At 71.3% G+C, this 12,423-nt stretch carries 13 protein-coding genes; 4 read left to right on the top strand and 9 right to left on the bottom strand.

The genetic code is table 11. The features are described 5' to 3' along the window. Positions 1-33: 33 nt before the first annotated feature. The 6 genes from JK361_RS17040 to JK361_RS17015 are packed head-to-tail and all read right to left on the bottom strand — an operon-like array spanning position 34 to position 5,807. A complete protein-coding gene (locus tag JK361_RS17040; RefSeq protein WP_201818613.1) occupies positions 34-1,290 on the bottom strand; it encodes a cysteine desulfurase in 1,257 nt (418 codons plus the stop codon). Continuing rightward, positions 1,287-2,051 (bottom strand): Fe-S cluster assembly ATPase SufC, encoded by a 765-nt coding sequence (sufC, locus tag JK361_RS17035; protein WP_201818611.1) that lies wholly within the window; start codon positions 2,049-2,051, stop codon positions 1,287-1,289. The genes JK361_RS17040 and sufC overlap by 4 nt, the downstream gene beginning before the upstream one ends. 7 nt (positions 2,052-2,058) lie before the next feature. Then, a complete protein-coding gene (locus JK361_RS17030) occupies positions 2,059-2,382 on the bottom strand; it encodes a non-heme iron oxygenase ferredoxin subunit (RefSeq protein WP_201818610.1) in 324 nt (107 codons plus the stop codon). Continuing rightward, complete coding sequence (sufD, locus tag JK361_RS17025; protein ID WP_201818608.1) at positions 2,379-3,599, bottom strand: Fe-S cluster assembly protein SufD; 1,221 nt, start codon at positions 3,597-3,599, stop codon at positions 2,379-2,381. The genes JK361_RS17030 and sufD overlap by 4 nt, the downstream gene beginning before the upstream one ends. Positions 3,600-3,654: 55 nt before the next feature. Then, complete coding sequence (gene sufB, locus JK361_RS17020; RefSeq protein ID WP_201818606.1) at positions 3,655-5,076, bottom strand: Fe-S cluster assembly protein SufB; 1,422 nt, start codon at positions 5,074-5,076, stop codon at positions 3,655-3,657. Beyond that, positions 5,073-5,807, bottom strand: coding sequence for a helix-turn-helix transcriptional regulator (locus JK361_RS17015; RefSeq protein WP_201818604.1), 735 nt, complete (start codon positions 5,805-5,807; stop codon positions 5,073-5,075). The genes sufB and JK361_RS17015 overlap by 4 nt, the downstream gene beginning before the upstream one ends. Positions 5,808-5,991: 184 nt before the next feature. Here JK361_RS17015 and JK361_RS17010 point away from each other — a divergent pair, with 184 nt between their 5' ends. The 4 genes from JK361_RS17010 to JK361_RS16995 all read left to right on the top strand — a co-directional run bounded on the left by JK361_RS17010 (position 5,992) and on the right by JK361_RS16995 (position 9,953). After that, entirely contained in the window at positions 5,992-6,828 is an 837-nt protein-coding gene (locus tag JK361_RS17010) for an AAC(3) family N-acetyltransferase (RefSeq protein ID WP_201818601.1), read from the top strand. A gap of 11 nt (positions 6,829-6,839) precedes the next feature. Further along, complete coding sequence (locus tag JK361_RS17005; RefSeq protein ID WP_236053067.1) at positions 6,840-7,817, top strand: ABC transporter ATP-binding protein; 978 nt, start codon at positions 6,840-6,842, stop codon at positions 7,815-7,817. 142 nt (positions 7,818-7,959) lie between these two features. Then, positions 7,960-8,676 (top strand): ABC transporter permease, encoded by a 717-nt coding sequence (locus JK361_RS17000; RefSeq protein WP_236053151.1) that lies wholly within the window; start codon positions 7,960-7,962, stop codon positions 8,674-8,676. Between the two features lie 266 nt (positions 8,677-8,942). After that, positions 8,943-9,953, top strand: coding sequence for a COX15/CtaA family protein (locus tag JK361_RS16995; RefSeq protein WP_201818597.1), 1,011 nt, complete (start codon positions 8,943-8,945; stop codon positions 9,951-9,953). A 1-nt stretch (position 9,954) separates the two neighbouring features. On the opposite strand, the gene JK361_RS16990 is transcribed toward JK361_RS16995, so the two are convergent. The 3 genes from JK361_RS16990 to JK361_RS16980 form a co-directional block, all read right to left on the bottom strand. Beyond that, positions 9,955-10,698 carry a nucleotidyltransferase domain-containing protein gene (locus tag JK361_RS16990; RefSeq protein WP_201818595.1) on the bottom strand — a complete coding sequence of 248 codons (744 nt, stop codon included), beginning with the start codon at positions 10,696-10,698 and terminating at the stop codon, positions 9,955-9,957. A gap of 18 nt (positions 10,699-10,716) precedes the next feature. Continuing rightward, complete coding sequence (locus tag JK361_RS16985) at positions 10,717-11,823, bottom strand: amidohydrolase family protein (RefSeq protein ID WP_201818594.1); 1,107 nt, start codon at positions 11,821-11,823, stop codon at positions 10,717-10,719. A 237-nt stretch (positions 11,824-12,060) separates the two neighbouring features. Then, complete coding sequence (locus JK361_RS16980; protein ID WP_201818592.1) at positions 12,061-12,381, bottom strand: hypothetical protein; 321 nt, start codon at positions 12,379-12,381, stop codon at positions 12,061-12,063. Between the last annotated feature and the right edge of the window lie 42 nt (positions 12,382-12,423).

Here is a 12,423-nt window from a genome sequence, read left to right as displayed (position 1 = left end):
CCGGGATAACACAGCACGGTGTCGACACGCCTCTCAGCCGAAGAAGTTCCGTACGTGCTCCAGCCCCTCGACCAGTGCGTCGATCTCGGACGGCGTGGAGTACAGATAGAACGACGCTCGCGTGGTCGCAGGAATTCCGTAGCGCAGGCAGACCGGACGGGCGCAGTGGTGGCCGACCCGGACCGCGATGCCCTGCTCGTCGAGAACCTGGCCGACGTCGTGCGGGTGGATGTCCCCCAGGGTGAAGGAGATCGCCGCTCCCCGGTCCTCGGCCGTGGTCGGGCCGATGATCCGCAGGTCGGGGACCTCCGCCAGCCGCTGGACGGCGTACTCCGTCAGCGCGTGCTCATGGGCGAGGATCTTGTCCATGCCGATCGACTGGAGGTAGTCGATCGCCGCGCCGAGGCCGACCGCCTGGGCGATCGGGGGCGTGCCCGCCTCGAACTTGTGGGGCGCAGGGGCGTACGTGGAGGAGTGCATCGAGACGGTCTCGATCATCTCGCCGCCGCCCAGGAACGGGGGCAGGTCCTCCAGCAGCTCCTGGCGGCCCCACAGGACGCCGATGCCGGTCGGGCCGCACATCTTGTGGCCGGTGAAGGCCACGAAGTCGGCCTGGAGGGCCTGTACGTCCATCGGCATGTGCGGCGCGGCCTGGGAGGCGTCGATGCAGACGAGCGCGCCGACCTCCTGGGCGCGGCGGATTATCGTCTCGACCGGGTTGACCGTGCCCAGGATGTTCGACACCAGCACGAAGGAGACGATCTTCGTCTTCTCCGTGATGACCTCGTCGATGTTCGACAGGTCCAGGCGGCCGTCGTCCGTCAGGCCGAACCACTTCAGCTTCGCGCCCGTGCGCTGCGCCAGCAGCTGCCACGGCACGATGTTGGAGTGGTGCTCCATCTCCGTGATGACGATCTCGGTCTCGTGATCCACCCGGTAGGGCTCGTCGGCCCAGCCCAGCATGTTCGCCACGAGGTTCAGCGACTCGGAGGCGTTCTTGGTGAAGATCACCTCGTCGCGGCTCGGCGCGTTGATGAACGCGGCGACCTTGTCGCGAGCGCCCTCGTACAGCGCCGTGGCCTCCTCGGCGAGCACATGCACACCGCGGTGGACGTTGGCGTTGTAGCGCTCGTAGTACTCGCTCAAGGCGTCCAGTACCTGGCGCGGCTTCTGGCTGGTCGCCGCGTTGTCCAGGTACACGAGCTTCTTGCCGTCGTGGACGACTCGGTCCAGAACGGGGAAGTCCTTGCGGATCGCCTCGGTGTCGAGGAGGCCCGGCAGCTGTGTCACGCGGATGCGCCACCCTTCACGTATGCCTCGTAGCCCTCGTTCTCCAGCTTGTCCGCGAGCTCGGGGCCGCCGGACTCGACGATGCGGCCGCCGGCGAACACGTGGACGTGGTCGGGCTTGATGTAGCGCAGGATGCGCGTGTAGTGCGTGATCAGCAGGGTGCCGACCTCGCCGGTCTCGCGGACGCGGTTCACGCCCTCGGAGACGATGCGAAGCGCGTCGACGTCCAGGCCCGAGTCGGTCTCGTCCAGGATCGCCATCTTCGGCTTGAGCAGCTCCAGCTGGAGGATCTCGTGGCGCTTCTTCTCACCGCCGGAGAAGCCCTCGTTGACGTTGCGCTCGGCGAAGGCCGGGTCCATGTTGAGGCGCTGCATGGCCTCCTTGACCTCCTTCACCCAGGTGCGCAGCTTCGGGGCCTCGCCGCGGATCGCGGTGGCGGAGGTGCGCAGGAAGTTGGAGACCGAGACGCCGGGGACCTCGACCGGGTACTGCATCGCCAGGAACAGGCCCGCGCGGGCGCGCTCGTCGACGGACATCTCCAGGACGTCCTCGCCGTCGAGCAGCACGGTGCCGCTGGTGATCGTGTACTTCGGGTGACCCGCGAGCGAGTAGGCGAGGGTCGACTTGCCCGAGCCGTTGGGGCCCATGATGGCGTGCGTCTCGCCCTGCTTCACGGTGAGGTCGACGCCCTTGAGGATCTCCTTCGTGGCGTTGTCGGCCTCGACGGTGACGTGCAGGTCTCGGATTTCAAGCGTTGCCATGGGTGCCTCAGGACTCCTGGGTGAGGGAGACGAGCACGTCGTCCCCTTCGATCTTTACGGGGTATACGGGGACGGGGCGCGTCGCGGGGAGGCCGGACGGCTTGCCGGTGCGCAGGTCGAAGGCGGAACCGTGCAGCCAGCACTCGATCTGGCAGTCCTCCACCTCGCCCTCGGAGAGGGAGACGTTCGCGTGCGAGCAGATGTCGTAGATCGCGAACACCTCGCCCTCGGTCTTCACGACCGAGACCGGCGTGCCGTCGAGTTCCACCCGCTTCGGGGTGTCCTCGGCCAGCTCGCTCAGCCCACAGGCGCGTACGAAGGTGCTGGTCATGCGACCGACGCCTCCAGCTCCTCCTCGATCTTGCCGAGCAGGCGCTCCTCGATGTCCGCGACACCGATCTGCTGGACCAGCTCGGCGAAGAAGCCGCGGACCACCAGGCGGCGGGCCTCGTGCTCCGGGATGCCGCGGGCCATCAGGTAGAAGAGCTGCTCGTCGTCGAAGCGGCCGGTGGCCGAGGCGTGGCCGGCGCCGACGATCTCGCCGGTCTCGATCTCCAGGTTCGGCACCGAGTCGACGCGCGCGCCGTCCGTGAGGACCAGGTTGCGGTTCATCTCGTAGGTGTCCGTGCCCTCGGCCTTGGCCTCGATGAGCACGTCGCCGATCCAGACCGCGTGCGCGTCGTCGCCCTGGAGCGCGCCCTTGTAGACGACGTTCGACTTGCAGTGCGGGGTGTTGTGGGTGACCAGCAGGCGGTGCTCCTGGTGCTGGCCCGCGTCGGTGAAGTACAGGCCGAACAGCTCGGCCTCGCCGCCGGGGCCGGCGTACTCCACGCGCGGGTGCAGGCGGACCACGTCACCGCCGAAGGTCACGACCACGGACTTGAAGGAGGCGTCCCGGCCGATCAGCGCGTTGTGCTGGGCGACGTGGACGGCCTTGTCGTCCCAGTCCTGGACGGAGACGACGGTCAGCTTGGCGCCGTCGCCGAGGACGTAGTCGACGTTGGCGGCGAGCACCGCGTCGCCGGTGTGGTCGATGACCACGACGGCCTCGGCGAACGCGCCCAGCTCGATCACCTGGTGGCCGTAGGCGGTGCCGCCCTGGCCGTGCACCGCGACGCGGATCGGCTCGGTGAGGACGGTCTCCTTCGGGACGGTCACGACCGAGGCCTGCTCGAAGGCGGAGTACGCCTGGGCGGCGATCCGGTCCACGGGGGTGCCCGCCTTGCCGAGCCGCGCGTCGTCGCGGCCGACGGTCTCGACGATGACGCCCTCGGGGGCCTGGACGTCGACCTTCACGCCCCCGCCGTTCGCCACGGCGGTGCCGTCGTGCAGCCCGCGCAGGCGCTCCAGCGGGGTGAACCGCCACTCCTCCTCACGGCCGTGCGGGACCGGGAAGTCCGCCACGTCGAAGGACGGGGGCGCGCTCATGCGCGAGACGACGGTCGACTCCGCGGCGACCGCGATCGAGCCGGCGGTGGTGGAACCCACCGGTGGGGGTCCCCCCGCGCGAGCGGAGCCGAGCGTGGGGGAGTTCTGGGCCTCAGCCATGGCTGTCGTAGTGCTCTCTTTCCTGAGTAAGACGTCTGCTGGCGATGGGGCGGTCCTAGCCGACCGAGCCTTCCATCTGCAGCTCGATCAGCCGGTTGAGCTCCAGCGCGTACTCCATGGGCAGTTCCTTGGCGATCGGCTCGACGAAGCCGCGCACGATCATCGCCATCGCCTCGTCCTCGGAGAGGCCGCGGCTCATCAGGTAGAAGAGCTGGTCCTCGGAGACCTTGGAGACGGTGGCCTCGTGGCCCATGGACACGTCGTCCTCGCGGACGTCGACGTACGGGTACGTGTCCGACCGGGAGATGGTGTCGACCAGCAGCGCGTCGCACAGCACGTTGGACTTGGAGCCCGGGGCGCCCTCGCCGATCTCGATCAGACCGCGGTAGGAGGTACGGCCGCCGCCGCGCGCCACCGACTTCGACACGATGTTCGACGACGTGTTCGGCGCCATGTGGACCATCTTGGCGCCGGCGTCCTGGTGCTGGCCCTCGCCGGCGAAGGCGATGGACAGGGTCTCGCCCTTGGCGTGCTCGCCCATCAGGTAGACGGCCGGGTACTTCATCGTCACCTTGGAGCCGATGTTGCCGTCGATCCACTCCATGGTCGCGCCCTCGTAGGCCACGGCGCGCTTGGTGACCAGGTTGTAGACGTTGTTCGACCAGTTCTGGATGGTCGTGTAGCGGCAGCGGGCGTTCTTCTTGACGATGATCTCGACCACGGCGGAGTGCAGCGAGTCCGACTTGTAGATCGGCGCGGTGCAGCCCTCGACGTAGTGCACGTAGGCGCCCTCGTCGACGATGATCAGGGTCCGCTCGAACTGGCCCATGTTCTCCGTGTTGATGCGGAAGTAGGCCTGGAGCGGGATCTCGACGTGCACGCCCTTCGGCACGTAGATGAAGGAGCCGCCGGACCACACGGCGGTGTTCAGCGCGGCGAACTTGTTGTCACCGGCCGGGATGACCGTGCCGAAGTACTCCTTGAAGAGCTCCGGGTGCTCCTTCAGCGCGGTGTCGGTGTCCAGGAAGATGACGCCCTGCTCCTCCAGGTCCTCGCGGATCTGGTGGTAGACGACCTCGGACTCGTACTGGGCGGCGACACCGGCCACGAGGCGCTGCTTCTCCGCCTCGGGGATGCCGAGCTTGTCGTACGTGTTCTTGATGTCCTCGGGCAGGTCCTCCCAGGACTCCGCCTGCTTCTCCGTGGAGCGCACGAAGTACTTGATGTTGTCGAAGTCGATGCCCGACAGGTCCGAGCCCCAGTTCGGCATGGGCTTCTTCTCGAAGAGCTTCAGGCCCTTCAGGCGCAGCTTCGTCATCCACTCCGGCTCGGACTTCTTGCCCGAGATGTCACGGACGACGTCCTCGTTCAGGCCGCGCCTGGCGGAGGCACCGGCCACGTCGGAGTCGGCCCAGCCGTATTCGTACTTGCCCAGGCCCTCGAGTTCGGGGTGGGCAGTCTCCGTGGGGAGAGTCATGCGGGGTTCCTCCCGGCCGTGCTTGCAGGTGCGTCAGTGGATGTCTTGGGGATGAACGTCGTGCATACGCCGTCGCCGTGCGCGATGGTCGCCAGTCGCTGAACGTGGGTTCCGAGCAGCTCGGCGAAGATCTCCGTCTCCGCCTCGCACAGCTGCGGGAACTGTTCCGCGACGTGGGCGACCGGGCAGTGGTGCTGGCAGAGCTGCTCGCCGACCGGTGCGCTGCGCGCCGTAGCAGCGTACCCGTCGACACTCAAGGCCTTGGCCAGCGCTTCGGCCCGTTTGTCCGGTGTCACGGCCTCGATCGCCTTGCGGTACGCGCTCGCCTGGGCGGCGATCCGGGCGCGGGCGAAGGCGGCGACCGCCTCGGGGCCGCCCCCCTGCTCGGCGATCCAGCGGAGCGCGTCCGCGGCGAGCTTGTCGTACGACTGGTCGAAGGCGTCCCGGCCGCAGTCGGTGAGCGCGAAGACCTTGGCGGGCCGGCCACGCGTGCGCGTGCCGTACACCCGCTGCTCGCGCGCCGCCACGACGTCGTCGGCGACCAGGGCGTCCAGGTGACGCCGGACGGCCGCCTGGGTCAGTCCCAGCCGGCCGGCGAGTTCGGCGACGGTCGACGGGCCGTGGTCCAGGATGGACCGCGCGACCCGGTTGCGCGTCGAGCGCTCACCGGTCGCTAGCTCCTCCTGGGGGGTCCCCGTGGGGGTCTCCCGAGCCTCGCCGACGTTTTTCACAACGCCATTGTTGCGTAATTCCGCGGAGACTGACAAGCGACGTCCGGATCATCGAACGGTGCCCTGCGTCACTTAGGCATACCTAATCCGACCTGCGGAAACGATCTTCTGATCGATCATTCCGGCGCTTTCCCGGGGGTAATCCAGTGGCGCCGCGAGGCCCCGTCCGGAAGACTCCCGGACCATGCCCGCACCCCCTCCGACCGGCCCTCTTGTCACTCGCGACACCCTCGCGGCAGGCCTGCGACTGGTGGGTGTCGAGACCGGCGAGACCCTCCTCGTGCACTCCTCGCTCAGCTCACTCGGGTGGGTGAACGGCGGCGCGGTCGCCGTCGTCCAGGCACTCCTCGACGCGCTCGGCCCGTCCGGCACGCTCGTCGTCCCCACCCAGACCGGCGACCAGTCCGATCCGGCCGTCTGGGGGAACCCGCCGGTGCCCCCGGAGTGGTGGCACCGGATCCGCGCCACCATGCCCCCGTACGACCCGCTGGTCACCCCCTCGCTCGGGGTCGGCGTGATACCGGAGACCGTGCGGACCTGGCCGGGCGCCCTGCGCAGCGCCCACCCGCAGACCTCGTTCGCCGCGCTCGGCCCCCGCGCGCGGGAGATCACCGAGGGGCACGCCCCGGACTGCCGGCTCGGCGAGCGCAGCCCGCTGGCCCGGCTGGAGCGGCTCGGCGCCCGGGTGCTGCTCCTCGGCGCGGGCTACGCCGCCTGCACCGCCTTCCACCTGGCCGAGTACCGGATACCCGCGCCCCGCGTGGAGGTCGGGCGGCCCGCTCCCGGCGGCGGCTGGGAGACGGTGGTCGAGGTCTCGATCACCTCCGACCGGTTCGACGAGCTGGGGCACGACTACGAACGGGACCGGTCCGTCCTGCGCGGGCGGGTGGGCGCGGCGGAGGTCCGGCTGTTCCCGGTGGCGGACGCCGTGGCCTACGCCGAACGATGGCTGCCGCTGCACCGGCCACGTGAGGAGGAATACCCCCCACCCGGCCGCCTGGAGGGCAAGCGGTCTCCCTAGACTCTGGACCCATGCGAAGTGAGCCCGTCCACCCGTCTTCCGACCACCCCCCGTCCGGGAGACGCTTCGCGCCACACCCGCTCATCGAGGTCCGGGGCCTGGTGAAGCGGTACGGCACGAAGACCGCGGTGGACGGCCTCGACCTGGTGGCCGGGGCGGGCGTGACCGCCGTGCTCGGCCCCAACGGAGCGGGCAAGACGACCACGGTCGAGACCTGCGAGGGGTACCGGAAGCCGGACTCCGGCACGGTGCGCGTCCTGGGCCTCGACCCGGTGCGGCAGTCCGCCGAGCTGCGGCCCCGCGTCGGCGTGATGCTCCAGTCCGGGGGCGTGTACTCGGGCGCCCGCGCGGACGAGATGCTCCGGCACGTGGCGAAGCTGCACGCGCACCCGCTGGACGTCGACGCCCTCGTCGAGCGCCTCGGCCTCGGCTCCTGCGGCCGGACCGGCTACCGCCGGCTGTCCGGCGGCCAGCAGCAGCGGCTCGCGCTCGCCATGGCCGTCGTGGGCCGCCCGGAGCTGGTGTTCCTGGACGAGCCGACGGCCGGCCTCGACCCGCAGGCCCGCCGGGCCACCTGGGACCTGGTGAGGGACCTGCGCGCCGACGGCGTCTCGGTGATCCTCACCACGCACCACATGGACGAGGCCGAGCAGCTCGCCGACGACGTGGCGATCATCGACGGCGGCCGGGTCATCGCCCAGGGTTCCCCGGAGGAGCTGTGCCGGGGCGGCGCCGAGAACACCCTGCGCTTCACCGGCCGCCCCGGCCTCGACGTCGGCTCGCTGCTCAAGGCCCTCCCGGCCGACTGCACGGCCGCCGAGCTGACCCCGGGCTCCTACCGGGTGGCCGGCAAGGTCGACCCCCAGCTGCTGGCCACGGTCACCTCCTGGTGCGCCCAGCACGGGGTGATGCCGGACCGGATCTCGGTGGAACGGCACACCCTGGAAGACGTCTTCCTGGAGCTGACCGGCAAGGAGCTGCGCTCGTGAATCAGGCCCGCCCGCAGACCGGCCGGGGGCCCGGGGGTCGTCCCACGGAAAGATACGGCCTGGAGCCGACCGGCAAGGAGCTGCGCTCGTGACCACCGCGGGTACGTACACCCCGAAGCCCGGAGCCGCCCCGCTCCCCCGCATGATCGCGGCGCAGGCGGCGCTGGAGACGAAGATGCTGCTGCGCAACGGCGAGCAGCTGCTGCTGACGGTCGTGATCCCGACCCTGCTGCTGGTGCTCTTCAGCTCGGTCGACATCGTGGACACCGGCAAGGGCGAGGCCGTCGACTTCCTCGCCCCCGGCATCCTGGCCCTGGCCGTGATGTCGACGGCGTTCACCGGCCAGGCCATCGCCACGGGCTTCGAGCGCCGCTACGGCGTCCTGAAGCGGCTCGCCTCCTCACCGCTGCCCCGCTGGGGCCTGATGACCGCGAAGACGGCGTCCGTGCTGGTCACGGAGATCCTCCAGGTCGTCCTGCTGACCGTCATCGCCTTCGCGCTGGGCTGGTCCCCGCACGGCAGCCCCGCCGCCGTCCTGCTGCTGCTCGTCGCCGGCACCGCCGCGTTCTCCGGGCTGGGCCTGCTGATGGCGGGCACGCTCAAGGCGGAGGCGACGCTGGCCGCCGCCAACCTGGTCTTCCTGCTGCTGCTCGTGGGCGGCGGGGTGATCGTGCCGCTGGAGAAGTTCGGGTCGGCGGGCGAGCAGGTGCTCGGGCTGCTGCCGATCTCCGCGCTGTCGGACGGCCTGCGGGACGTGCTCCAGCACGGCGCCGGGATGCCCTGGGCCGACCTGGGGATCCTCGCCGCGTGGGCGGTGGCCGGGCTGGCCGCCGCGGGGAAGTTCTTCCGCTGGGAGTGACCTCGCCCACACGGGGCGGACCGCGCGGAGCAAGGGTGAGCGCCCCCTTCGGGCACGCGTCCGCGTGGACCCCGTGCCGCGTGGGGGCGGCACCTTCGGGCGCCCGCGCAGGTGGGCCGCCGTGACGCGCGGAAGCGGCCCCTCGCGCACCCGTGCGCATGGACCGTCGTGACGCGCGTGAGTGACCCCTCGGGCACGCGTGCGCACCACCCCTCCCGGCGCGTGGGAGTGACCCTCGTGAACGCATGCACAAGCAGCGGCCTACGATGGTGCGCGTGCCAAAGCTGAACCGCGCCGATGCCGAAGCGGCCCTGCGCAACCCGCTCGCCTTCATCGCCGACCGCTGGACCCCGGATCCCAGGACCGTCCGGCGGGCGGCCCTCGCTGCCCTGGTGATGGCGGTGGTCATCGTCGTCACCGGCGGCGCCGTCCGCCTGACCGGCTCGGGCCTGGGCTGTCCGACCTGGCCCACCTGCACCGACGACTCGCTGACCACCACCCGGGCCATGGGCTTCCACGGGGTCATCGAGTTCGGCAACCGCATGCTGACGTACGTGCTGTGTGCCGCCGTCGGCTGGGCCATCATCGCGGCGCGCTCCCAGAAGCCCTGGCGGCGCGGGCTGACCCGGCTCGGCTGGGCCCAGTTCTGGGTGGTGATGGGCAACGCCGTGCTCGGCGGCATCGTGGTGCTGGTCGGTCTCAACCCGTACACCGTGGCCGCCCACTTCCTGCTCTCCACGGCACTGATCGCCGTCGCGACGGTGACGTGGCAGCGCACGCGGGAGGGCGACGCGGCGCCGCGGCCGCTGGTCGGCAAGGCGGTGCAGCAGCTGGTGTGGTTCCTGGTGGCCGCGTCCGTGCTGCTCATCGCGGTCGGCACGGTGGTGACCGGGGCCGGGCCGCACGCCGGTGACTCCAGCGAGGTCGAGCGCATCCACATCGACTGGGAGATGGTCGCCAAGCTGCACGCGGTGCTCGCCTGGATCGTGGTGACGCTGACGTTCGCGCTGTGGTTCGTGCTGAAGGCGGTCGACGCGCCGAAGGGCCCGCTGGCCCGGACCCGTGAGCTGTTCCTGGTCCTGCTGGCCCAGGGCGTGATCGGTTACGTGCAGTACTTCACGCACCTGCCCGAGGTCCTGGTCGGCCTCCACATGCTCGGCTCGTGCCTGATCTGGATCGCCACCCTGCGCGTCCTGCTGTCGCTGCGCGAGCGCCCGGAGGCCGCGCTGGACGTGCCGGGCCCCTCGGCCGAGGTGACGGTCGGCTCGCACGCCTGAGTCACCCGTACGTGGTGACCAGGGCGTCGATCGCCGGGCCCAGATAGGCGCGGGTCAGCCCGGCCCGGCGGGCGAGCCAGTCGGCGGTGACCGGGGCGGGGGCGGGGGCTTCGTACCGCCGGCGGGCGATGTCCTCGACGACCTCGGCCGGAGCGCCGAGCGCCGGCAGCTCGGCCAGCGCCTCCCGTTTGGAGATCAGCCGCCCGTCCCGCAGGGTCACCGTGGCACGGGCGAAGGTCAGCAGGCCCAGATCCACCCAGACGTCCTGCCGCCACAGCCGGGCCTTGCCGACGGCCGGCCGCCAGAAGCTCCGCTGGTCGCGTACGACGAAGCCGGCGAGCTGCCCGTCGGGGACCGGCGGGAGCAGCCCGGCCGGTGGCTCACCGTGCAGCACCCGGCCGAAGTCGTGCAGCTCGCGCCGGGTGACCGGGGTGACCGGCCGGCGCGTCACGCGTCCGTGCGCCCAGGTGAGGTGCGAGCGGTCCGGGTCGCCCAGGGTGGCCGGGGTGAGGTAGCTGCAGTGGAGCTTCGCCGCGAGGGGCTCCTTGCGCAGCCTCCGGTGCAGCACCACCAGCCGGCGGGCGGTCCCCAGGTCCACCGGGGCCGGCAGAACGGCGATCAGGTCCAGGTCGCTGCGGCCCTCCTGGTAGTCGCCGCCGGCCAGTGAGCCGTGCGCCCAGACGGCGCGGGGCCGCAGCGGCTTCAGTGCGTCCAGGAATCCGGTGAGCAGGGATGCGGTCGTCATCCGCCCAGTCTCGACGGCTCATCCGAGTCCGTACACCCGGCGCGCGTTGTCCGCCGCGATCAGCCGGGCCACCCGCTGGGCGTCCTCCAGGGACCACGCCCCCTCGGCCACCCAGGTGCCCAGCACCCGTCCCAGGGCCTCCCGGAAGAGGCGGGCGCCGACGACGTGCAGCTCGGGCAGGCCCTGGGCGCCGGTGGAGAAGAGGATCTTGCCGAAGGGGGCCAGCTCCAGGATCTCGGCCAGGACCGTGGCGGCCCGGGCTCCGGTGCGCACGAGCGCGGCGCCCGAGTCGGCGTAGACGTGCGGGAAGACTCCGGCCAGATGAGCCGCGTGGCGGTGGTACGGGTAGCCGTGCAGCAGGACCAGGTCGGTGCCGAGCCCGGCGGTGGCCCGTACGAAGTCCGTGAGCAGCACCGGGTCCGTGCGGTCGATGCGGGAACCGGGCTCGCCGAGTCCCGCGTGCAGCTGGAGGGGCAGGCCCGAGGCGACCGCGTTCCACAGCAGGTGGCGCAGCAGCACGGGGTCGGTGAGGGCTCCGCCGACCCGCCGCCCGGCCAGCCAGCGGCCCGCCGCGCCCCGCACCTCCCCGGGCCCCGGCGGCTCCGGTGCCAGGGCCAGGCCGTGCCTCAGGCCCGCGACGGAGGTGAAGGCGACGGCGGTCGACGCGGCTCCGTGCACCGACTCGGCGAGGTTGGAGAGGAAGGACTCGACGGTGCCGGAGGTGTCGGCGACCTGCTCCGCGAGCAGCTCCAGGCGGACGATCTCACGGGCCTCGGCCGCTCCGGCGGAGGCAAGTTCGGTAGGACCGGTGAGGTCGCCGGGCAGGCCCGTGTCGACCAGGTACGTCGTGATGCCGCTGCCGCGCAGCAGCCTGCGGCCCGCTTCCAGCACACCGAGTTCACGGCGCCGCGCGAGATAGCGGGCGGGCGGGCAGTGCGGTTCCAGGCCGAGTATCGGCGGGCACCAGCGCCGTACGGCGAAGCCGGTCTGGGTGTCGAAGAGGGTGGTGCCCGGCGCGGGCGGTCCCGCGGTGCGGGCCAGTTGGGCCTCGAAGGTGCCGAGGCCCAGTTCCGTCCGCAGCACGCCGTGGCAGTACTGGTCCACGAGGGACGGCATTTCGATCATCCGGGGCTCCCCGTGGGACGTGGGCGCGCTGTGCTGCCCTACACGTCCTAACGGGTGAACCGGACTGAGGTGGCGGCGGCCGACCCGAAGGGGCGCGGGGCTGCATCTGTGTGCGGCTCCGCCCCGGCGGCACGGCCGGCCACCACGGACCGGCGGCCGGCGAACCACGGGCACCGGCGGGGCCGGGGCCCTTTCGTCTGGATCATGCCGCGCTCGGCCCGATCCGGACGAGAGACCCTAGCCGCCGATCTGCATGCCGGCCATCCGCTTCCACTCGTACGGGCCCGTCGTCACCTTCGCCGCGAACTCGCCGTCGAAGGACTCGTGGACCGTGATGCCGGACTTGGCCACCGCCTGCTCGGCGATGGCGTAGGAGGGCGCCACCAGGTCGCCCCAGCCGCCGTCCTCGCCGACGAGGACGATGCGGGCGCCGCGCTCGCCGATGTAGGCCACCTGGCCCTCCGCACCGCCATGCGCCTTCGCGAAGGCGCTGATCCGGTGGGCGAGCCGGGACACCTTGCGCTCTGCCCTCGCGTCAACCTGCTGCGTGTCTGCCATGGCCAGGATGCTACTCATCGGTAGATCGACTGGCGAGGGCAG

Origin of the sequence: Streptomyces musisoli (genome assembly GCF_016741855.1) — a bacterium.
Lineage (GTDB): Bacteria > Actinomycetota > Actinomycetes > Streptomycetales > Streptomycetaceae > Streptomyces > Streptomyces musisoli.
This window is presented reverse-complemented; position numbering and strand designations above follow the sequence as displayed.